The organism is Roseateles sp. P1_C6, from assembly GCF_056406315.1.
On record NZ_JBFUAK010000002.1, the window covers coordinates 407,582 to 428,186 of the forward strand.

The 20,605-nt window shown below is 69.2% G+C and carries 23 protein-coding genes; 10 read left to right on the plus strand and 13 right to left on the minus strand.

The window, feature by feature from the left end:
- Nucleotides 1-23 precede the first annotated feature (23 nt).
- From phnY to psrA, 3 genes are read right to left on the minus strand one after another with little or no spacing between them, the layout of a single operon-like run.
- Nucleotides 24-1,457 carry a phosphonoacetaldehyde dehydrogenase gene (gene phnY / locus AC1D29_RS04865; protein ID WP_477894770.1) on the minus strand — a complete coding sequence of 478 codons (1,434 nt, stop codon included), beginning with the start codon at nt 1,455-1,457 and terminating at the stop codon, nt 24-26.
- Nucleotides 1,458-1,466: 9 nt separating this feature from the next.
- Entirely contained in the window at nt 1,467-2,699 is a 1,233-nt protein-coding gene (gene phnA, locus AC1D29_RS04870; RefSeq protein ID WP_477894771.1) for a phosphonoacetate hydrolase, read from the minus strand.
- Nucleotides 2,700-2,723: 24 nt separating this feature from the next.
- A complete protein-coding gene (gene psrA / locus AC1D29_RS04875; protein ID WP_477894772.1) occupies nt 2,724-3,812 on the minus strand; it encodes an iron-containing alcohol dehydrogenase PsrA in 1,089 nt (362 codons plus the stop codon).
- A gap of 117 nt (nt 3,813-3,929) precedes the next feature.
- Between psrA and AC1D29_RS04880 the strand changes: the two genes are divergently transcribed.
- Entirely contained in the window at nt 3,930-4,802 is an 873-nt protein-coding gene (locus AC1D29_RS04880; RefSeq protein ID WP_477894773.1) for a LysR substrate-binding domain-containing protein, read from the plus strand.
- Between the two features lie 109 nt (nt 4,803-4,911).
- Here the strand turns inward: AC1D29_RS04880 and AC1D29_RS04885 are convergent, their stop codons facing one another.
- The 4 genes from AC1D29_RS04885 to AC1D29_RS04900 are packed head-to-tail and all read right to left on the minus strand — an operon-like array spanning nt 4,912 to nt 7,642.
- Nucleotides 4,912-5,892: an LLM class flavin-dependent oxidoreductase gene (locus AC1D29_RS04885; protein ID WP_477895165.1), complete on the minus strand. Its 981-nt coding sequence runs from the start codon at nt 5,890-5,892 to the stop codon at nt 4,912-4,914.
- Between the two features lie 41 nt (nt 5,893-5,933).
- A complete protein-coding gene (locus tag AC1D29_RS04890) occupies nt 5,934-6,800 on the minus strand; it encodes an alpha/beta hydrolase (RefSeq protein WP_477894774.1) in 867 nt (288 codons plus the stop codon).
- A gap of 27 nt (nt 6,801-6,827) precedes the next feature.
- Complete coding sequence (locus AC1D29_RS04895) at nt 6,828-7,391, minus strand: N-acetyltransferase family protein (RefSeq protein ID WP_477894775.1); 564 nt, start codon at nt 7,389-7,391, stop codon at nt 6,828-6,830.
- Complete coding sequence (locus AC1D29_RS04900; protein ID WP_477894776.1) at nt 7,388-7,642, minus strand: DUF2917 domain-containing protein; 255 nt, start codon at nt 7,640-7,642, stop codon at nt 7,388-7,390. The genes AC1D29_RS04895 and AC1D29_RS04900 overlap by 4 nt, the downstream gene beginning before the upstream one ends.
- 131 nt (nt 7,643-7,773) lie before the next feature.
- Between AC1D29_RS04900 and gcvA the strand changes: the two genes are divergently transcribed.
- Nucleotides 7,774-8,694 (plus strand): transcriptional regulator GcvA, encoded by a 921-nt coding sequence (gene gcvA / locus AC1D29_RS04905; protein WP_477894777.1) that lies wholly within the window; start codon nt 7,774-7,776, stop codon nt 8,692-8,694.
- Between the two features lie 5 nt (nt 8,695-8,699).
- Here the strand turns inward: gcvA and AC1D29_RS04910 are convergent, their stop codons facing one another.
- The 3 genes from AC1D29_RS04910 to AC1D29_RS04920 form a co-directional block, all read right to left on the minus strand.
- Nucleotides 8,700-9,413, minus strand: a complete 714-nt coding sequence (locus AC1D29_RS04910; RefSeq protein ID WP_477894778.1) for a YebC/PmpR family DNA-binding transcriptional regulator — start codon at nt 9,411-9,413, stop codon at nt 8,700-8,702.
- A 74-nt stretch (nt 9,414-9,487) separates the two neighbouring features.
- Entirely contained in the window at nt 9,488-9,973 is a 486-nt protein-coding gene (locus AC1D29_RS04915) for a hypothetical protein (protein WP_477894779.1), read from the minus strand.
- Between the two features lie 19 nt (nt 9,974-9,992).
- Nucleotides 9,993-11,069 (minus strand): S1C family serine protease, encoded by a 1,077-nt coding sequence (locus AC1D29_RS04920; protein WP_477894780.1) that lies wholly within the window; start codon nt 11,067-11,069, stop codon nt 9,993-9,995.
- A gap of 117 nt (nt 11,070-11,186) precedes the next feature.
- Here AC1D29_RS04920 and AC1D29_RS04925 point away from each other — a divergent pair, with 117 nt between their 5' ends.
- The 6 genes from AC1D29_RS04925 (at nt 11,187) to AC1D29_RS04950 (ending at nt 15,576) form a co-directional block, all read left to right on the plus strand.
- Nucleotides 11,187-11,828 (plus strand): hypothetical protein, encoded by a 642-nt coding sequence (locus AC1D29_RS04925; RefSeq protein ID WP_477894781.1) that lies wholly within the window; start codon nt 11,187-11,189, stop codon nt 11,826-11,828.
- Between the two features lie 9 nt (nt 11,829-11,837).
- Nucleotides 11,838-12,563, plus strand: a complete 726-nt coding sequence (locus AC1D29_RS04930; RefSeq protein WP_477894782.1) for an acetyltransferase domain-containing protein — start codon at nt 11,838-11,840, stop codon at nt 12,561-12,563.
- A 9-nt stretch (nt 12,564-12,572) separates the two neighbouring features.
- Entirely contained in the window at nt 12,573-13,364 is a 792-nt protein-coding gene (locus tag AC1D29_RS04935) for a polysaccharide deacetylase family protein (protein WP_477894783.1), read from the plus strand.
- 22 nt (nt 13,365-13,386) lie between these two features.
- Nucleotides 13,387-14,124 (plus strand): 23S rRNA (guanosine(2251)-2'-O)-methyltransferase RlmB, encoded by a 738-nt coding sequence (gene rlmB, locus AC1D29_RS04940; RefSeq protein ID WP_477894784.1) that lies wholly within the window; start codon nt 13,387-13,389, stop codon nt 14,122-14,124.
- A gap of 33 nt (nt 14,125-14,157) precedes the next feature.
- Nucleotides 14,158-14,784 (plus strand): uracil phosphoribosyltransferase, encoded by a 627-nt coding sequence (upp, locus tag AC1D29_RS04945; protein ID WP_477894785.1) that lies wholly within the window; start codon nt 14,158-14,160, stop codon nt 14,782-14,784.
- Nucleotides 14,785-15,111: 327 nt separating this feature from the next.
- Nucleotides 15,112-15,576, plus strand: coding sequence for a hypothetical protein (locus AC1D29_RS04950; protein ID WP_477894786.1), 465 nt, complete (start codon nt 15,112-15,114; stop codon nt 15,574-15,576).
- A gap of 264 nt (nt 15,577-15,840) precedes the next feature.
- On the opposite strand, the gene AC1D29_RS04955 is transcribed toward AC1D29_RS04950, so the two are convergent.
- Genes AC1D29_RS04955 through AC1D29_RS04965 form a run of 3 tightly spaced genes read right to left on the minus strand, consistent with a single transcriptional unit; the run spans nt 15,841 to nt 17,946 of the window.
- A complete protein-coding gene (locus AC1D29_RS04955; protein ID WP_477894787.1) occupies nt 15,841-16,383 on the minus strand; it encodes a chromate transporter in 543 nt (180 codons plus the stop codon).
- Nucleotides 16,380-16,931, minus strand: a complete 552-nt coding sequence (locus tag AC1D29_RS04960; RefSeq protein ID WP_477894788.1) for a chromate transporter — start codon at nt 16,929-16,931, stop codon at nt 16,380-16,382. Before AC1D29_RS04960 ends, AC1D29_RS04955 begins: the two co-directional genes overlap by 4 nt.
- A 7-nt stretch (nt 16,932-16,938) precedes the next feature.
- Nucleotides 16,939-17,946 carry a D-2-hydroxyacid dehydrogenase family protein gene (locus AC1D29_RS04965; RefSeq protein ID WP_477894789.1) on the minus strand — a complete coding sequence of 336 codons (1,008 nt, stop codon included), beginning with the start codon at nt 17,944-17,946 and terminating at the stop codon, nt 16,939-16,941.
- A gap of 160 nt (nt 17,947-18,106) precedes the next feature.
- Here AC1D29_RS04965 and AC1D29_RS04970 point away from each other — a divergent pair, with 160 nt between their 5' ends.
- Entirely contained in the window at nt 18,107-18,619 is a 513-nt protein-coding gene (locus AC1D29_RS04970) for a DUF1993 domain-containing protein (RefSeq protein WP_477894790.1), read from the plus strand.
- A gap of 119 nt (nt 18,620-18,738) precedes the next feature.
- Nucleotides 18,739-20,595 carry an O-linked N-acetylglucosamine transferase, SPINDLY family protein gene (locus AC1D29_RS04975; RefSeq protein ID WP_477894791.1) on the plus strand — a complete coding sequence of 619 codons (1,857 nt, stop codon included), beginning with the start codon at nt 18,739-18,741 and terminating at the stop codon, nt 20,593-20,595.
- Nucleotides 20,596-20,605: the final 10 nt, after the last annotated feature.

Consider the following 20,605-nt stretch of genomic DNA (forward strand, 5'->3'; position numbering starts at 1 on the left):
TCCTGTTTGGTTATACCGGGGTCTCAGCCCCAAGGGAACGTGAACGTCTTCAGCTGGGTGAAGCTCTTGGCGGCTTCCTGTACGCCCTCCTTGTGGCCCAGTCCCGAGTCCTTGATGCCGCCGAAGGGGCTGAGCTCGATGCGGTAGCCGGGCACCTCCCAGACGTTGACGGTGCCGACCTGCAGTTCGCGCGCGAACCGTGTCGCGTGGTCGAAGCGGTCCGTGCAGACGCCGCTGGACAGGCCGTAGGCCGTGCAGTTGGACAGCGCGATCGCCTCATCGATGGTGCGAAAGCTCAGGATGGGTGAGACCGGCCCGAAGGTCTCCTCGCGCACCAGCGTCATGCCCGGCAGCACGCGGTCGAGCACCGTGGGCGAGTACAGCGCGCCGTCGCGCCGGTTGCCGGTCAGCAGCCGCGCGCCCTGCGCCACGGCCTCGTTGACGCGCGCCTCGAACAGGCGCGCAGCCGCCTCGTCGATGACCGTGCCCATCTCGTTGGCCGGGTCCATCGGATCGCCGAAGCGCCACCGGCGCGTCTTCTCGACCACCAGCTCCGTGAAGCGCGCGAGCACCGGCTCATGCACCAGCAGGCGCTTGACCGCCGTGCAGCGCTGGCCCGAGTTCTTGTAGGAGCCGGCCACAGCCAGGTCGCTGGCGCGCTCGAGGTCGGCGTCCTCCATGACGATGAGCGGATCGTTGCCGCCCAGCTCCAGCACGGTCTTGCGGTAGCCGATCTTGCCGGCGATGTATTTGCCGATGGCCACGCCGCCGGTGAAGGTCACCAGCTCGACGCAGGGGTGGGTCAGCAGCTCGTCACAGATCTCGGCGGGGTCGCCGGTGACGACCTGGAACATGGGCGGCGGCAGCCCGGCCTCGTACAGCAGGTCGGCCAGGTAGAGCGCCGACAGCGGCACCTTCTCCGACGGCTTGAGCACCATGCGGTTGTTGGTCGCAATGGCCGGCGCCACCTTGTGCGCCACCTGGTTCATCGGATGGTTGAACGGCGTGATGCCGACGATGACGCCCAGCAGCGGCGCACGGTGCGACATGATCTTGCGCTTCTTGCCATGCGGGGTCAGGTCGCAGGAGAAGACCTGGCCGTCGTCGCGCAGCGCCTCGTCGGCAGCGAAGCCGAGCACGTCGCAGACGCGGCCGATCTCGTACAGCGAGTCCTTCTTGGCCAGGCCGGATTCGGAGGTGATGAGGTCCGAGGCCTCGGACGCGCGCTCGCGCAGCAGCTCGGCCGCGCGGCGCAGGATGCTGGCGCGCTCGTAGCGGGTCAGCGTGGGCTGGTAGGCGTGCGCGGTCTCCAGCGCCTCGCGCACGTCGTCCAGGCGGGCCTTGGGCACGGTGCCGACGGCGGCGCCGCTGTAGGGCGAGTGGACGGTGATGACGCGATCGCGCAGGACCTTGCGGCCGTCGATGCGCATCGCCTCGTGGCGGGGGAATTCGATCATGGGTGCTCCTCAGGGATTCAGGGCCAGCGCGAAGGCGTCGAAGTTGCGCAGCCGATGGCCGGCGACCGGGTGGCGGCTGCGGTTCAGCAGCAGCGGCACCTTCTGCTCCGAGACGCCGCCGTGCGAACGCAGCGGCGCGTCCAGGCCCGAGAGGTCATGCCGGCTTTCGCTGGTTCCCAGCACCACCGAGCGGGCGGAGACGACGACCAGGTCGCCGATGCGGTCGGGCGCCAGCTCGAAGCGGCTCGCGGCCTCGGCGTTGTCGAGCACGAGCTCGATGCCGGGCAGGGCGGCCAGCCGTTCGCGGATCAGTGCGCGGTCCGCCGCGCCGGCCACGTAGAGGGTGGCGTAGGAGCCCAGCGCGCCGTGGTGAACGACGTAGGGGTCGGTGATGGGCAGTATCACGCGGGCGCCGCCTGCCTGCACGCCACGGCCCAGCCATGCGTCGCACAGGTCTTGCAGGTAGACCACGTTGGGGCGGCCGCTGACCGGGTCGTGCTTGGCGTTCATGCCGTGGTCGGCGGTCAACGCGATGACGCAGCCCAGCCGGTCCAGCTGCGCGAGGTAGCCGTCCATCATGGCGTAGAAGGCGTTGGCGGCTGCCGAGCCCGGCGCGTGCTTGTGCTGGATGTAGTCCGTCGTCGACAGGTACATCAGGTCCGGCCGGCGGGTCTGCATGAGTCGCACGCCTGCGGCGAACACGAACTCCGACAGCGCGGCGCTGTACACGTCTGGCACCGGCATGCCCACCAGCGCCGGCACGTCCTCGATGCCGTTCTCGGCCAGCGTCGCCTCGCCCGCCTTCTCCGACGAGAAGCAGATGCCGTGCTTCAGGCCGTGGCCCAGCATGCGGCGCAACTTGTCCTTCGCTGTGACCACGGCCACCTTGGCGCCGGCTTCGGAGAACGCGGCCAGCAGCGTGGGCGCGCGCATCCATTGCGGGTCGTTCATCAGCACCTCCTGGCCGCTCTCGCGGTCGTAATGGAAGTTGCCGCAGATGCCGTGGCGGGCCGGTGGCACGCCGGTGACGATGGAGATGTTGTTGGGGTTGGTGAAGCTGGGCACGACGCAGTCGGCCGTGTATGCGGCGTCGCCCTGCAGCAGGCGGGCAATGAAGGGCGCGACGCCCGCGGCGGCGGCCTCGCTCAGGTAGTCCTGCTCGCAGCCGTCCACGCAGACGACGACGACGGGTTCGTTGGGCCACGGGTAGCTGCGGCCGTTGACGGTGAGGGTGCGGTTCAAGGTTCTTCCTTCCAAGGAGTCGTGTCAGGCGGGAGCGCCGATGAAGTTGCGGCCACGCGGGCCTTGCAGGGCCTTGGCGGTCATCGCCTCGGCTTCGGCGTCGCTGACGCCGTAGTCGGTGAATTCGGTCTTCACGCCCAGCGCCTGCAGCAGCCCGCGCAGGCGTGCCTGGGCGGCGGGCAGGTCGGTGCCGAAGAGTTCGTGCAGCACGGCGTCGCGGTCGGCGCTGCGGCCCCAGGCCAGGCCCAGCACCATGGGCAGCGTGAAGGAGCAGGCGATGCCGTGGGGCAGGCCCAGGCGCAGCGTCATGTCGTAGGAGATCGAATGGGCCAGCGCGGTCTTGGTGTTGGAGAAGGCCAACCCCGCCTTCAGCGCCGCCAGCGCCATGCGCTCGCGCAGTACCAGGTCATCCAGCCGCGCAGCCAGGGCCGGCAGCACCTCCAGCACTTCGCGCACGGCGGACACGGCCAGGCTGTCGGAGACCGGGTTGGCGTTGACGTTCCAGATGGACTCGAGCGCGTGGGACAGCGCGTCCAGCCCCGATGCCACCGTAACCGAGCGTGGCAGGCTCAGCATCAGCTGCGCGTCGATGACCGCGGCGGCGGGCCAGGTGCAGTCCAGGTGCAGGGAGTACTTCTTCTGCCGCGCGGCGTCCCAGATCGTGGCCCAGGGCGTGACCTCGCTGCCGGTGCCCGCGGTCGTCGGCACGGCGACCAGCGGCAGGCTGCGTGACGGCGTGAACGGCGCGCCACGGTCCAGCAGTTCGAGCAACTGCTCGAAGTCGCCCGACTCGGTGCCCACCATCAGCGCCTTGGCCGTATCGATGCTGCTGCCGCCGCCCAGGGCCAGCACCATCCAGTCGTCGCCCGCCTGCTGCCAGAACCGCTGGTACAGCGGCGCCAGTTCGGCCACGTCGGGGTTGGGCCGCACATCCTCGACGATGAAGCGCAACTGCCCGGGCAGCAGGGCTTCGAGCCGGTCGATCAGGCCCAGGTCGCGGGCCTCGGGAAAGGTGACGAGGGCGACCGGGCGGCCCTGGACAAGGCGGGGAAGCGCTTCGAGGCTGCCGGCGCCGACGTGGATTGCGACCGGGTTGTGATACCGCTTGGGCATGCATGTCTCCTGGAAATGGCGCGACTTTGCGTATCCAGGAGGAATCGGTCCAATCGGTTATTCTGAGAAATCCATCGGTTCAACCGATGCATTGCGTCGGCAGCGAGAGGGGCAGTCGTGTTCCAGTACCACAAGCAACTTCGCTCCTTCCATGCGGTCGCCGAACGTGGTGGCTTCACGGCGGCCGCTGCTTTCCTGAACATCGGTCAGCCCACCGTCACCGAGCAGGTGCGCGACCTGGAGGATCGGTTCGGTGTGGAGCTGTTCTTTCGCCGCGGCAAGCAGGTCCTGCTGAGCCCTGCCGGCGAGCAGTTGCTGCAGCTCACCAAGGAGCTGTTCGGCCACGAGGTCGAGGCCATCGAATTGCTGGAGCGACTCAAGGGGCAGCAGGTGGGCGTGTTGCGCGTGGGCGCGGTGTCGCCACCGATTGGCGTCGCCTTCGTCGCCCGCATGAACCAGGCACTGCCGGGACTGAAGGTGGAGTTGTCGCTGGCCACCGAGAGCGAGGTGCACGAACGCCTGTGCGACTTCCGCATCGACATCGGCATCTGGGCGCAGAGCGGCCAGGCCGAGCGCCTGCACATCGTGCCCTACGAGAGCCATTCGCTGGTGGTCGTGCTGCCCGACGCGCACCCGCTGGCCCGGCGGCGCGACCTGTCGCTACAGGAACTGGCGCGCCAGCCGCTGCTGCTGCGGGAACCGGCCTCGCGCACGCGGCAAGTGCTCGAACAGGCGGCGACCGTGGCGGGCATCGTGCTGCAGCCGCGGCTGGAGATCAACAGCCGCGAAGCCATCTTCCATGCCGTGCGTGCCGGCATGGGGCTGAGCATCGTCAACGAGGTGGAGTTCGCGCCCATGAAAGGGCTGGTCAGCGTGCCGCTTGAACGCAGGCAACTGAGGATCGACTACTTCCTGTGCTGCCTCGCATCGCGACGCGAGCGCCCGCTGCTCAAGGTGGCTTTGAGCCAATTTGGCCAGTCGAGCATCTGAGCGTCGGTTCCCGGCGATCCTGCCCCGTGGCCACCCAAGGTTGCCGCTGACGAAGGCAATGACCGCAGTCAGCGGCCATGCATGCGGACGGCCGCGTGCGCCGGTCGGCTCAAAGTCCTGCCAGCAGCTCGTACGAGCGCCGACGCAGCGCATGGTCATGCACCGCGCAGGCGACGATGAACTCGTCCGCCTGCGTGCGCTCCCGCGTGGCAGCCAGGCCGGCGCGCACGGTCTCCGGCGAGCCGACGACGGCCTCGCTCAGCATGCGCTCGACCTGCATCGCCTCCGCTGGCGACCACAGCGCGTCCATGCTGGCCACCGGCGGTGGCAGCTTGCCGCGGTGGCCGCGCACCATGCCCAGGAAGCGCTGCTGGGCCGACGTGAACAGGAACTGCGCCTCCTCGTCGGTCGGCGCGACGATGACGTTCAAGCCCACCATCGCATGCGGCTTCGGGTGGCGTGCGCTGGGCTTGTAGGTCGAGCGATAGATCTGCAGCGCCTGCATCAGCATCTCGGGTGCAAAGTGCGATGCGAACGCGAACGGCAGGCCCAGGTAGGCCGACAGCTGCGCGCTGTACAGGCTGGAGCCCAGCAGCCAGAGGGGCACCTCGGTGCCCTGGCCAGGCACGGCGCGCACGACGGCGCTTGCGCTCACCGGCGCCAGATAGCTCTGCAGCTCCAGCACGTCGTTGGGGAAGGCGTCCTCGCCCGTCGACTCCAGGCTGCGCCGCAGCGCGCGCATCGTCGGCCGGTCCGTGCCGGGCGCGCGGCCCAGTCCGAGGTCGATGCGGCCCGGGAACAGTTCGGCCAACGTGCCGAACTGCTCGGCAATCGTCAGCGGCGCATGGTTGGGCAGCATGATGCCGCCCGCGCCGACGCGGATGCGGCTCGACGCTGCGGCCAGTTGGCCGATCAGCACGGCGGTTGCCGAGCTGGCCACGCCCTCCATGTTGTGATGCTCCGCCACCCAGTAGCGCGTGTAGCCGAGCTGGTCGGCCAGCTTCACGAGGTCCAGGCTGTTCAGCAAGGCCTCGCGGGTGGTGGCGCCTTCGACGACGGGCGCCAGGTCAAGGATGGAGAGCGGGGGCAGGGCAGACATGCCGGCATCTTGCCGGCGCGGGCTTGGCCCTGTCAGGGCGGGGCTTTGCGCAAATGGTGTTGGAGCCAGGGCAGCAGCCGGGCCTCGTAGGCTGCGGCGTCGAAGTCATGCAGGTCGACGTGGGCCGCGCCGTGTACGGCCCACAGCGCCTTGGGCTCGTGGGCGGCAGCAAACAGCCGCTCGGTCTCGGGCCAGCGCGTGTGCAAGTCCTTGGTGCCGGCCGCCACCAGCAGCGGCGCGCGGACATGGGCCATGGCGTCCACGGGGCGCAGATCCTGCGTGCCGAACTCCAGTCGCAGCGGAATCTGCATCAGCAGCAGCGGTGCCACCCACACGCCGGCCGCGCCCAGGCGCATGGCCAGGCGGTCTTGCACGGCGTCGGTGATGGTGGGGTAGACGGACTCCAGCACCAGGGCGTCCAGCTCTGGTTGCCGTTGGGCGAACAGCAGCGACGCGCCGCCGAGTGACACGCCGATGGCGCCCACTCGCTCGGCCGGCAGCCGCGCCCGGAGCCAGCTCAGCGCGGCCTGCGCGCCGAGGGCCTCGCGGCGACCGAAGGTGATGCGCTCGCCGCTGCTCTCGCCGTGCGCCGGCAAGTCCACGGCCAGGCTGGCGATGCCCTGGCGCTGCAGCCAGCGGGCGCGTGCCAGCATCTGCAACCGGTTGCCGCGCACGCCGTGCAGCAGCAACACGGTGCCTTCGTCCGCGCGGCCGGGCAGGAACCAGCCAGTGACCTGCTGGCCGTCGCCGTAGGGGATGCGCACTTCGCTGGCTTCGAGGCCGGTCGGGGGCGGCCCGACAGCGGCGGGGGCGGGCCGGGTCAGCAGTTCGCCGGCAGCCAGGCTCAGGCCCAGCGTGCCGAGGGCCAGCACGAGGCCGGCGATGAGGAGTCGTCGCATGCCCGCATGATCGCCGGGCCCTGGAGTTCAGGCGCCGTCGGAGAGTGCCATCACGGCCCGCACCAGTTGCGCGCCGTCGGGGTGGGCCTGCAGGCGTGCGCCCTGGTCGCGCATCAACGCCAGCATGCGGCGGTTGTCGGCCAGCACGTCGCCATGCAGCCGTTGGACGCCGTGCTGCCGCGCATGGGCCGCCAGGTGGGCGATGAGGCGCCGGCCGAGGCCGCGCCCCTGCCAATCGTCAGCCACGGCAATGGCGAATTCGGCGCGCTCCGGCCGCTCGGCGTCGTGCACATAGCGGGCATCCGCCACGACCGGATAGCCCGGCGCCAGCGCCTCGGCCACCCAGGCGACATGCTGATGCTGGTCCACGTCGGTCAGCAGCTTCAGCAGCGAGGGGCTGAGTTCGCGCAGGCCCACGTGGAAGCGCTTGTGGCGCGAGTCCAGCGACAGGCCGCTGAAGAAGGCCTGCTCCGCGGCGGCGTCGGCCGCGGCGATGGGGCGCAGGCGGATGGCCCGCCCGCCCGGCAGCTGCCAGACCTCGCCGACGGTCTCGGCCCGCGGCGCCGCCGGCCGCTCGACCAGCGTGTTCACGCCCGGGCTCCCGCGGCGGCGGGGCGCAGGTCCAGCACGGCCGGGCCGCTCAGCGCGCTGACCGTGACGGCCTCGTCGCCGCGCACCGTGAAGCATTGGCCCGGCTCCAGCACGATGTCGCGGGCATCGTGGTCGATGGTGATCCACAGCGTGCCGGAGGCGCTGCACAGGTGGGTGGCGCGGGCTTGCGGCAGGCGGGAGATCTGGCCGCGTTGCAGCAGCAGTTGGGTGTGGGCGACGTCGATCAGCATGGTGTGCTCCTGGCGGCGCGGCTTGCATGCAGGGTTGGCATGCTTGCCTTCTGGCCGTCTGGCGTGGATATTGGCGGCATACTGCCATGCCGACAAACGATGATTTGGAAGGTTTCGCATTCCGTCAGATCATGTCAACCAAGCCCATAGACCGTCTCCCGCCGTTGCAGCTGCTGGCCGCCTTCGAGGCGGCGGCGCGGCATTTGAGCTTCACGCAGGCGGCCGCCGAGCGCTTCATCACCCAGTCCGCGATGAGCCGGCAGATCCGTGCGTTGGAGGACGAGCTGGGCGTGACGCTGTTCGAGCGCCGCCACCGGGCGCTGGCGCTGACCGAGGATGGCCAGCGGCTGTACTCGGCCTGCTCCGCCGCGCTGAACACGCTGCGCGTGGCCGTGCGCACGGTGCGCGAGCCGCACCAGCGCCAGGTGCTGGCGCTGACGACCACGCCCGGCTTCGCGTCGCTGTGGCTGATCCCGCGGCTGACCGGCTTCACGCGCGCCCACCCGGGCATCGACGTGCGGCTGGATGCGGGCCTGGGTAACCGCAATCTGGCCAGCGAGGGGTTCGATCTGGCCATCCGCTACAGCCCCGTCGGCGCTGCCCAAGGCCAGCAGCTGTTTGCCGAAGCCATGGTGCCGGTCTGCAGCCCGCGCCTGGTGGGCGAGCTGGGCCTGCCGCTGCGCGAGCCGCGCGACCTGGCCCGGCATACGCTGCTGCACCTGGCCATGGACGGCGACAGCACCGGCATGCCAGCCGAGTGGGAGCCCTGGCTCAGCGCTTGGGGCCTGGTCGACCTGCGGCCGGCGGCGCGGCTGAGCTTCTCGAGCTATTCCGAGGCCATTGCCGCCGCCATCGCGGGGCAGGGCGTGGCGCTGGGCCGGCGGCCGCTGGTGGACGCGCTGCTGGCCAGCGGCCAGTTGGTCACGCCGTTCGACGCCGACATCGCGTCGGCGCGCGCGTATCGGCTCATCGTCGACCCGGCAGCCAAGTCACGGCCGGCGGTGAAGGCGTTTGAGCGGTGGTTGCTGCAGCAGTGCGCTGCAGCCGATTAGCGGTCTCAGCCCGCCAGCCCGGCGTACACCTGCTGCACATCCTCGTTGTCGTCCAGCGCGGCGAGGAAGCTCTCCACCTCTTCCAACTGTTCGGCGTTCAGACTGGCCGGGTCGATGGGGTTCTTGGGCCGGTAGCCCAGCTTGGCGCTCAGCACCGTGAAGCCCTGCGCCGGCAATGCGCGGCTGACCAGGTCCAGGTCGGTCGGGTCGGTCAGGAAGACGACCACGCCGTCCTCGTCGGCCGGCAGCAGGTCCTGCGCGCCGGCCTCGATGGCGGCGGTGTCGGCATCGGCGCCGGGCGTCGTGGCCTCCGCTTCGATCATGCCGAGGTGGTCGAAGTCCCAGCCCACCGACCCGGCGGTGCCGAGCTGGCCCTTGCGGAACAGCACGCGCATGTCCGACGCGGCACGGTTCACGTTGTCGGTCAGCACCTCCACCATCACCGGCACACGGTGCGGCGCAAAGCCCTCGTAGATGGCCTGCTCGAAGTGGACCGTCTCGCCGGTCAGGCCGGCGCCCTTCTTGATGGCGCGGTCCAGCGTGTCCTTGGGCATGGACACCTTGCGCGCCTGCTCCACCACCAGCCTCAGCCGCGCGTTGTCCTTGGGATCAGCGCCGCTGCGCGCGGCAATCATGATGTCCTTGGCCAGCTTGCCGAACAGCCGGCCCTTCGCATTGGCGGCGATGTCTTTGTGTTTGGCTTTCCATTGCGCGCCCATGGGGTGTCCTGTCGTTATCGATTCAGCCCGATGCCGTGTGGCGCCTGGGCGGGGCGCTACTTTACGTGGTGAGCTCAGGTGCCGTTTGCCTCAAATCTGCCAACCAGCACATACAACTGCAACAGCTCTTCTTTCCCGCTTGGCTTACCCTCCAGGATGTCGATGTGGTGGCGAACGAGGTGGAACTCGCGTGCGCCGCGGATCGATCCGCGAACTTTGATCTTCTTGAGCTGTGCTTCGTCCTTAACTGCGAAATCTGGGTAGTGCGCAGCGACGGCTGAAGCGAGAGCTTCAGCCGCGACCTTTCTTGCTGCAAGGTGCATCGACCCTAGGAGCATTGGCGTCTCCCGAAGCGCCTGTTCCATTCCCGCTGCGAGCGCTGAGCGGGGAGCTTCAATCGGCGCGACATAGTTGCCTCGAACCTCAGCCCAGTTCGCCGCCAATCTCTTGGCCATCGGATCGTCCGTCGTCTCCATAGCACTGTGGAACTGATCGAACACAGCAATCAATCTTGTGAGCTTGTCGATTCGAATCACGGCGCCCCCGCTGTTTGTAGCCATTCAATTTTCAGTTTGAGGGTCAGTCCGAACTACCCAATGTCGCCGCCACTTTCCTCGGTTGCCCCGCCCGCCAGACGGTGAGCGTCACCTTCTCCCCAATCTGTCGCGTCTCGATCAGCGACAGCATGTCATCCAGGTCTGCCACGGCCTGCCCGTCCACGGCCGTGATGACGTCCCCTTGCACGATGCGCCCGCTGCGGTCCCGCCCGAAGGGCCGCAAGCCCGCTGCCGCTGCCGGGCTGCCGTCCGCCACGTTGACCAGCAGCACACCCTTGGGCGCCCCCAGCGCCTGCGCGAAATTGGCCGGCCCGGCCGTGATCCCCAGCGCCGGCCGGATGAAGCGGCCGTCGCGGATCAGCCGCGGCACGATGCGGTTGACCTCGTCCACGGGAATGGCGAACCCGATGCCCGCGCTCGCGCCGCTGGGGCTGTAGATGGCCGTGTTCACGCCGATCAGCCGACCCGCCGAATCCAGCAGCGGCCCGCCCGAGTTGCCCGGGTTGATGGCCGCGTCGGTCTGGATGGCGCCCTTGATCGTCCGCCGCGTGACCGACTCGATCTCGCGGTTCAGCGCCGAGACGATGCCGGTGGTCAGCGTCTGGTCCAGCCCGAAGGGGTTGCCGATGGCGTAGACCTTCTGGCCGACCTGCAGGTCGCGGCTGGCACCCACCGAAATCGCCGGCAGCTTGTCGCGCGGCGCCTCGATGCGCAGCACGGCGATGTCGCGGTCGGGGAAGGCGCCGACCAGCTTGGCGGGATAGCTGCTCTGGTCGGCCAGCGTGACCGTGGCGCGGTCGCCGCCCTGGATGACGTGGAAGTTGGTGACGATGTGGCCGGTGTCGTCCCAGACGAAGCCGGTGCCCGTGCCGCTGGGCTGCTCGCTGGTGCGCAGCGAGAAGAAGTCGCGCTGCACGGCCAGCGTCGTGATGTGCACGACCGAAGGCGACACGCGCTTGAAGACGCCGATGTTGTTCATCTCCTCGGCGTCCAGTGCGCCGCGCGTGCTGACGGCGCGGGGTGGAGCCTTGGTCTGGGCGTGGGCGGTGGTTGCCGCCAGCAGCGCGGCGAGGGTGAGGGTGAGCAGACGCTTGGTCATGGCGGGTGCAAGGCAGCGGTTGCGGTAGCGAGAATCTAGGGAGTTCGCCGCGGCGGCTGTCAGCGCCGCAACATGGGTTGGCGTTGTACCGTGATTGCAAATCAGGGGTGGTTCGTCATGAAGCAAATGACTGTGAACGTGATCGTGGGTCTGGGGTTGTGGCTGGCGCTCACGGCTGCGTGGGCGCAGCCGGTCTGGAAATGTGCGGAGGGCGGCCAGGTGCGCTTCAGCGACAAGCCCTGCCCCGGGAGCGGCCAGCCGGTGTCCGAGCGCAGCCTGCAGCCCAATGTGGTGGACAGCATCAAGCCCGAGGCGGCACGCGCGGCGGCCTCAGCGGCATCCGGCGCGGCAGCGCCAGGCCCGACGGCCGCAGCGGGCAACAGCTGCCCGGGCGATGGCGAGATCCGCAGCATGGAGACTCGTGCCAACTCCACGACGCTCGGCGACCCCGAGCGCCAGTTCCTCCAGGACGAGGTGCGCCGTGCCTGGCAATGCCGCAAGGGCCAGGGTCGCTACACCGACGCGGACTGGGGCATCAGCCGTGACGCTCAGGCCAAGCAGACCAACACAGGGGACCGCGACCGCCGCGACGCGCGGCTGCGCGCTGAGGCCATGCACAGCGCCGCCGACCCCGACGAGGGCGACCGCATCGCGCGCCGCCGCATTGCCGAGGAGCGCTTGCGCCAACGCCAGCAACAAGGCTTCGTGCAGCGAGGCAATCTCAGGGGCCAGAATCCGGCTTCCTCGCCGACTCCCTGACCCTGCTTCATGCCCGCCGCGGCCGCCGCCGACACGCGCCATCGCTCCGACCGCCTCGATCGACTTGATGCGCTGCGCGGCGTTGCCATCGTCTGGATGGCGGCTTTTCACTTCAGCTTCGACCTGAACCACTTCGGCTGGATCAGGCAGGACTTTTACCGCAACCCCGTCTGGACCTGGCAGCGCACCGCCATCGTCAGCCTGTTCCTGTTCTGCGCCGGTGGCGGACAGGCATTCGCGGTGCTGGCCGGGCAGGGCGCGGGCCGCTTCTGGAAGCGCTGGGCGCAGGTGGCGGCCTGTGCGTTGCTGGTGTCAGTGGGCTCGTGGTTCATGTTCCCCAGCAGCTGGATCAGCTTTGGCGTGCTGCACGGCATCGCGCTGATGCTGCTGCTGTTGCGGCTAGGCCTGAGCCGGCTGCCCGGCGGGGCGCTGCTGGCGCTGGCGGCGTTGGCCATCGCCGCGCCCCACGTCGTGCAACTGCCGTTCTTCGACACGCGCGGAACGAACTGGGTCGGCCTGGTCACGCACAAGCCCATCACGGAGGACTACGTGCCCGTGCTGCCTTGGCTGGGCGTCATGCTGCTGGGCTTTGTCGCCACCCGCGCGCGGCCGCAGCTGTGGCAGGGCGGCGCACCGCGGCCCCTGGCCCTGCTGGGGCGCTGGTCGCTGAGTTTCTACATGGTCCATCAGCCGGTGCTCATCGGCCTGCTGATGGCCGCTCAATCGTTGCGTTAAGGGGATGTGATGCGAAGCTTTGCCGTGGCCGTTGGCCTGTTCGTCGCGCTGGCCGCCCAGGCCGCACCGTTGGCCTGGCCGGGCGGCGCGCAGGCGGCCGTCAGCCTGGGCTATGACGACGGCCTGGACAGCCAGCTGGACCATGTCGTGCCGGCGCTGAACAAGCGCGGCCTGAAGGCCAGCTTCTACGTGCCCATCAACGGCCCCACGCTGCCTGGCCGCCAGAACGAATGGAAAGCCGCCGCCGCGGCGGGCCATGAGCTGGGCAACCACAGCCTGTTCCACGCCTGCTCCAGCAAGGCGCCCAACCGCGAGTGGGTGCAGCCCCATCGTGACCTGGAGCGCGTCTCGCCGGCCCAGGTGCAGGAGCAGGTCGTGGCGGCCAACACCTGGCTGCAGGCGCTGGACGGCCAGACTCGCCGCACCTTCACGCCCCCCTGCCTGGACAGCAAGGCCAGCGGTCAGGACTACCTGGCCGCGCTGAAGCCTCATTTCGTCGCCTTCCGCGCCAGTTGGGGTGCCCTCGTGACCGACCCGCTGGCGCTGGACCCCTATGCGGTGCCGGTCTACGGCGTCGAGGGCTGGACGGCGGAGCAGTTGATCGCCCTGGTGGAGCAAGCCGCGGCCAAGCGGGCGCTGGTGGCCATCGTCTTCCATGGCGTGGGCGCCGAGCACCTGAGCGTGACCAAGGAGGCCCACGACGCGCTGCTGGACCATCTGGCCAAGAACCGCCAGCGCTTCTGGACGGACAGCTTCGTCAACGTGATGGAGCACGTGCGACGCCAGCAGCCCGCCCGCTGACCCGGCCGACGACAATGCGGCCATGAGTTCGCCCAAGTCCGTCCTGTTCGGCTTCCACGCCGTCACCGTCCGCCTCAAGACCCATCCGGCCTCGGTCGCCGAGGTCCATTTCGATCCGTCCCGGCGTGACCAGCGCATGCGCGCCTTCGTCGAGCGTGCCAAGGAGGCCGGCGCCAAGCTGGTGGAGAGCAACGACGAGCGCCTGAGCCAGATTGCCGGCAGCCCGCGCCACCAGGGCGTCGTGGCCCGCGTGCAGGCGCTGGCCCAGCTGCATTCTCTGGACGACGTGCTGGACGCCGTGGAAGGCCCGCCGCTGGTGCTGGTGCTGGACGGCGTGACCGACCCGCACAACCTCGGTGCCTGCCTGCGCGTGGCCGATGGCGCCGGCGCGCACGCCGTCGTCGCGCCCAAGGACCGCGCCGTGGGCCTGAACGCCACAGTGGCCAAGGTGGCCAGCGGCGCGGCCGAGACGGTGCCCTACCTGATGGTCACCAACCTGGCACGGACCTTGAATGAGCTGAAGGAGCGCGACATCTGGGTGGTGGGCACCTCCGACCAGGCCGAGCGTTCCATCTACGACCTGGACCTGAAGCGCCCGATCGCCTTCGTGCTGGGTGCGGAGGGCGAGGGCATGCGCCAGCTGACGGCCAAGACCTGCGACGAACTGGTGCGCATCCCGATGGCTGGCGCTGTCGAGAGCCTGAACGTGTCGGTGGCGTCGGGCGTGTGCCTGTATGAGGTGCTGCGCCAGCGCCGATAATTCTGACTACTCAGGAAGAAAAGGAAGCTCGCCATGGCCGTCATCGAAGTCAAACACCCCCTCGTCAAGCACAAGATCGGGCTGATGCGGGAGGCCGAGATCTCGACGAAGAAGTTCCGCGAGCTGACCGGCGAGATCGCCCGCCTGCTGGCCTACGAGGCGACGGCCGACTTCGTGACCGAGAAGGTCACCATCGAATGCTGGAGCGGCCCGGCCGAGATCGACCAGATCGCGGGCAAGAAGGTCACCGTGGTGCCCATCCTGCGCGCAGGCCTGGGCATGCTGGACGGCGTGCTGGACATCCTGCCCAACGCCAAGGTCTCCGTCGTGGGCCTGGCGCGTGACCATGAGACGCTGAAGCCGGTGAACTACTTCGACAAGTTCGTCGGCAACCTGGAAGCGCGCACGGCGCTCATCATCGACCCCATGCTGGCCACCGCCGGCAGCATGATCGCCACGGTGGACCTGCTGAAGGCGCGCGGCTGCAAGGACGTGCGCGCGCTGGTGCTGGTGGCCGCGCCCGAGGGCGTGAAAGCGCTGGAGACGGCGCACCCCGACGTGCGCTGCTGGACGGCGGCCATCGACAGCCACCTGAACGACATCGGCTACATCATCCCGGGCCTGGGTGACGCCGGCGACAAGATCTTCGGCACGAATTGAGGCCCCTCGTCTGGTCGCGCCACGCAGTACGCGGGGCGCGCCCAGCCGGTCTTGCAGACCGCGCTGCGGCAGTGCCGCAGCTCTTCGGCAGGCACAAGATGCCCACCGGGCATCTTGTGTCCGGCCTCAGCCCCCGAGGGGACGGCGATGCTCGCGGCGTTGAGCCGCTCGCACATCGCCACAGGCGGGCCGGCTTGGGAGCGGCCCGGCGCTCGGCCCGCGGGCGGTGAACATTCACCGAGTTGATCCCTGGGGCGACCTCCTTGCGTCATTACCGGCAGGCAGACCAATCCTGGCCTGCCACCGACCTGAACCAAGGAGCCCGTCATGGCCACACTTTCCACCCCCACCGTCACCCTCGGCGCCACCAACGGCGACAAGCGCGACGTGACCGTCGCCGGCACGATGAACTTCGACGCCAGCGATGTCGGCCGCACCTACCGCCTGGAGATCAAGCTGTTCGGCGAAGACCTGTCCGGCGACAAGCTGCCCTCTGGCGACAGCGGCGCCGACGACCTCATCAGCACCTTCATGTGGGTCAGCGGCGGCCTGCTGCTGCGCTCGTACAAGGCCGTCACCGTGCTGGCCGCGGGTGCCGTCAACTACTCCGAAAAGCGCGCCATCGACACCGCCAAGCTCGACGAGGACAGCGGCAAGGAGATCGTCGGCTGGGCCGACATCAACACGCCCATCTACATGCCGCGCGCCGACGAGGTCTATGCGCAGGTGACGCTGGGTACCGCGCCGGTCAGCAAGCGCTCGGCCACCGTCCAAGCCGGCATCGGCGTCTGAGGACCTGCTAACACCGCGGCAACGGGCCGCGTTGTGCCCAGAAAGGCCGCGAGCAAGGCGCAAACCGCAGCCGGGTTGCACACCCGGCGAGGATTTGCAACGCTGCGCGCGGCCTTTCTGGGCACAACCCTTCGGGAAGGCCCGTCGCAAGGGGCTACTCGGCGTTGCATCGCTGGCGCGCACGCGCGTGCGAGCTGCGCGCTGCGCCTTGATTAGCCCCTTGCGACGGGCCTTCGCGGACCATTGCCGCCGCGTTAGCAGGTCCTATACGAAGCCGAGCGCGCCCAGCACGCCGCCCGCCAGCACCATCCAGACGAGGCCCAGCCTCGTCTTCAGCGTCAGCAGGATAGTGACGGCGATCAGGGCCAGCGTGCCCCAGCGGTGGTCGTCGACGCGCAGGAAGGGCAGGGCCAGCAGCCAGCCCGTGGCGATGATCAGGCCCAGCGTCAGCGGCATCATGCCGGCCGAGAACGCGCGCACGGCGATGTGCTCCCGGTTGGCCCGCGCCCAGCGCGTGGCGGCCAGCGTCAGCAGCGTCGACGGCAGCATGATGCCCGCCATGGCCGTCGCCGCACCCGCCAGGCCGGCGACGTTCCAGCCCAGCACGGCGACGAACAGGATGTTGGGCCCGGGCGCCGCCTGGGCCAGCGCGATGGACGTCGTGAACTCGGTCTCGCTCAGCCAGCCGGTCTGCACGACCAGGAAACGGTGCATCTCCGGCACCGTCGTGATGGCGCCGCCGATGGACATCGGCGACAGCACCAGGAAGTGCAGGAACAGGCTGCCGAAATCGACGGGGAGGCTCATTTCAGCTTGCGCCACGCCAGCGCCATGCCCGCGCCGCCCACCAGGGCCAGCACGGCAACCAGCGGCCAGCGCAGCAGGCCGATGAGGACCAGCGCCGCCAGCGCGAGGCCCAGTGCCGTCGCGCGGCCCATGGGGTTCTTCTTGAGCGCCGGCAGCAGCTTGATGCCGGTGGCCAGGATGAGCCCGGCCGACACGGCGCCCATGCCGCGCAGCGCGTTGACGGCCATCGGGTGCTGCGACAGCTGACCGTATGCCGCGGCCAGGACCAGCACGATGACGGCCGGCACCGACAACATGCCCGCCAGCGCCACCATCGCGCCGCGGGTGCCGAAGAAGCGGTCACCGACCATCAGCGACAGGTTGACCACGTTGGGCCCCGGCAGCACCTGGGCGATGGCCAGCATCTCGACGAACTCTTCCTTCGTCATCCAGTTCAGCCGCTCGACCAGCTCGCGCTGCGCCACCGCCAGCACACCGCCGAAACCCTGCAGCGCCAGCCGCGTGAACGCGACGAACAGGTGCGTGAGGGACTGCGGACGGTTCAGCACGGCGACTTCAGCGGTGGACCTTCAAAGCCTCGGGGTTGACGATGTTCGTGGGCTGCGCCTTGATGAAGTTCAGCACGTTGTCAAAGGCCGCGTCGAAGTAGAGCTCGTAGCTGTCCTGCTCGACATAGCCGATGTGCGGCGTGCAGACGGCGTTCTCCAGCCGCAGCAGCGGGTGGCCTTGCAGGATGGGCTCGGTCTCGAAGACATCGACGGCCGCCATGCCGGGGCGGCCGCGGTTCAGTGCCGACACCAGGGCGCCCTCGGCCAGCAGCTCGGCGCGCGAGGTGTTCACGAACAGCGCCGTCGGCTTCATGTGCGCCAGGTCGTCGGGCGTGACGATGCCGCGCGTCGCATCGCACAGCCGCAGGTGCACCGACAGCACGTCGGCCTCGGCGAAGAAGGCCTCTCGGCTGGGCGCGGCCTGGTGGCCATCGGCCTCGGCCTTCAGGCGCGAGGCCTCGCCGCCCCAGACCATGATCTGCATGCCGAAGGCGCGGCCGTAGCCAGCCACGAGCTGGCCGATCTTGCCGTAGCCCCAGATGCCCAGTGTCTTGCCGCGCAGCACCATGCCGACGCCGAAGTTGGCCGGCATGGACGCGGCCTTCAGGCCAGCCTGCTGCCAGGCGCCGTGCTTGAGGTTGCCGATGTACTGCGGCAGCCGGCGCATGGAGGCCATGATCAGCGCCCAGGTCAGCTCGGCGGGCGCGACCGGGTTGCCGACACCCTCGGCGACAGCGATGCCCAGCCGCGTGCAGGCCTCGACGTCGATGTGGCTGCCGACGCGCCCGGTCTGTGAAATGAGCTTGAGCTTGGGCAGCTTTTCGAGCAGCTGGCGCGGGAAGGCGGTGCGTTCGCGTATCAGTACCAGCACCTCGGCGTCGCGCAGCCGCACGGACAGCTGGCCGATGCCCTTGACCGTGTTGGTGAAGACCTTGGCGTTCAGCGGCTCCAGCTTGGCCGCGCAGCGCAGCTTGCGCACGGCATCCTGGTAGTCGTCGAGGATGATGACATTCATGGTCTGGGCCCGCGCGCCCGCCCAAAGGGCACCGAAGCCCCCGTGGGGGGCGGCGAGCGACGTGAGCGTGGGGGCTTCATGTTTGAAGGGATTGTGCCGTGGCCCGCCGCACCTGCCGGGCGTGATGGCTACCATCGGTTTCCCTCAAAGGAGACACCCGATGACTGCCTCGATTTCCATGCACTCCGCCAGCGTGCCGGCGTTCGCCAAGATGTTCGACAACATGCTGAACTGGCTGGACGCTGCCAAGGCCCACGCCGAGGCGCGCAAGTTCTCGCCCGACAACTACCTGACGCTGCGCCTGGCGCCCGACATGCTGCCGTTCGTGAAGCAGATCCAGATCGCCAGCGACGCCGCCAAAGGCTGCGTGGCGCGCCTGGCCGGCCAGGAGATTCCCAAGTACGAGGACAACGAGGCGACGCTGGACGAGCTGGCCGAGCGCATCCGCAAGACCCGCGACTACGTGCTGTCGCTGCCGGCCGATGCCTTCGAGGGCAGCGCGGGCCGCGAGATCGTCATCCCGCGTCGCAGCGGTGAGCCGCTGAAGTTCGACGGCACGACCTATCTGAGACATTTCGCACTGCCCAACTTCTATTTCCACGCCACGACGACCTACGCGCTGCTGCGCCACGCGGGCGTGCCGCTGGGCAAGAACGACTATCTGGGCGGGTAACTCCCCAGTTTGAGGTGGCGGGGGCGGGAAATGCTGCGCAAACCGCAGCCTATTCCCGCCGCTCCGGAAGCCGGCGCGGCTTGAAAATCGCGAGACGATCCGCTCAGCCCGCCCGCCGCATGGACATGTCGACGCCCAACACCGCCCCCCCTCAAGGCCTTGCTCTCGTCGAGCAATGGCTTGAGCTGGCCCGTGGCGGCCAATGGCCGTTGCCGCAGGTCATGGAGGCGGCGTCGCGCCTGCAGCAGGCCGGTGCCGCCGACGCGGCCGCGCTGCTGTACCAGAACTGGGTCGGCGCCACGGCGTCGCCGCTGAACTACGTCGCCTGCTTCAACTGGGGCGCCATCCTGGGCGAGCTGCGCCGCCATGCCGAGGCCGAGACGGTCTATCGCATGGCGCTGGCGCAGGCGCCAGCCTTCGCGCAGGCGCGCCTGAACCTGGGCCACCAGCTGGAGCACCTGGGCCGCGAAGAAGAGGCGCTGGCCGAATGGCGCACCGTCTACGAGAACGAGAACCCGCAGGGCCTGGGCACCGACCCGCAGAGCCTGCGTCTGCATGCGCTGAACAACGCCGCCCGACTGATGGAGCAGCAAAAGCGCTACGAAGAGTCCGAAGCGCTGATGCGCCGCTCGCTGATGCTGGACCCGCGCCAGACCGACGTCGCCCAGCACTATGTGCACATCCGCCAGAAGCAGTGCGCCTGGCCGGTCTACCAGACCTTTGGCGAAGTCACGCACAACCACCTGCTGATGAGCACCTCGCTGCTGGGCATGCTGGACGAGAGCGATGACCCGGCGCTGCAGTTGCTGACGGCGCAACGCTTCGTGCTGGAAAAGGTCGCCAAGGTCACCGAGGCGCCGCTGCACAAGGGCCGCCAGCGCGAAGGCAAGATCCGCATCGGCTACCTGTCCGGCGACCTGCACATGCACGCCGTGGGCCTGCTGACGGCCGAGCTGTACGAGCTGCACGACAAGAGCAAGTTCGAGATCCATGCGTTCAGCTGGAGCCGCGAGGACGGCACGCCGCTGCGCGCGCGCATCACGGCGGCCATGGACCGCTACACGCCGCTGCACGCCGTCACCGACCGCCAGGCGGCCGAGCTGATCGCCGAGGCCGGCATCGACGTGCTGGTCGACCTGCAAGGCCTGACCAGCGGCGCCCGCCCAGGCATCCTGGCCCACCGCGGCGCGCCCATCCAGGTCAGCTACCTGGGCCTGCCCGCCACGTCGGCGCTGCCGGGCGTGGACTGGATCCTGGCCGACCGCTTCGTGATGCCGCCCGAGTCGCTGCCGTATCACACCGAAAAACCCATCTACCTGCCGCACAGCTACCAGGTCAGCGACCGCAAGCGCGTGGCGAACAAGGCGCCGACCCGCACCGAGGCCGGCCTGCCGGAGGATGGTTTCGTCTTCTGCGCGTTCAACAACAACCACAAGATGAGCGAGCAGGTCTGGCGCTGCTGGATGCGCGTGCTGCGCCAGGTGCCCGGCAGCGTGCTGTGGCTGCTGGCCGACAACCCGTTCGCCCAGGCCAACCTGACGCGGGTCGCGGTGGAGGAGGGCGTCACGCCCGAGCGCCTGGTGTTCGCGCCGCGCGCCATGCCGGCCGACTACCTGGCCCGCTTCCAGCTCGCCGACCTGTTCCTGGACACCTTCCCCTACAACGCCGGCACGACCGCCAGCGACTGCCTGTGGATGGGCACGCCCCTCCTGACCCGCTCGGGCCGCACTTACATCTCGCGCATGGCCGGCAGCCTGCTGACGGCCGTGGGCCTGCCCGACCTGATCACGACGACGCTCGAGGAATACGAGCAGCGTGCGGTGCAGATCGGTAACCAGCCGGCGCGCGCGGCGTCTTACAAGCGTTACCTGGCGGAACACGGCCGCCGCTCGCCGTTGTTTGACATCCCGACGCTGGTGCGCGATATAGAACGCGAGTTCGAGCGCCTGGCCCTCGAGGCCCGCGCGAAATCCTGATCGCAGCCTG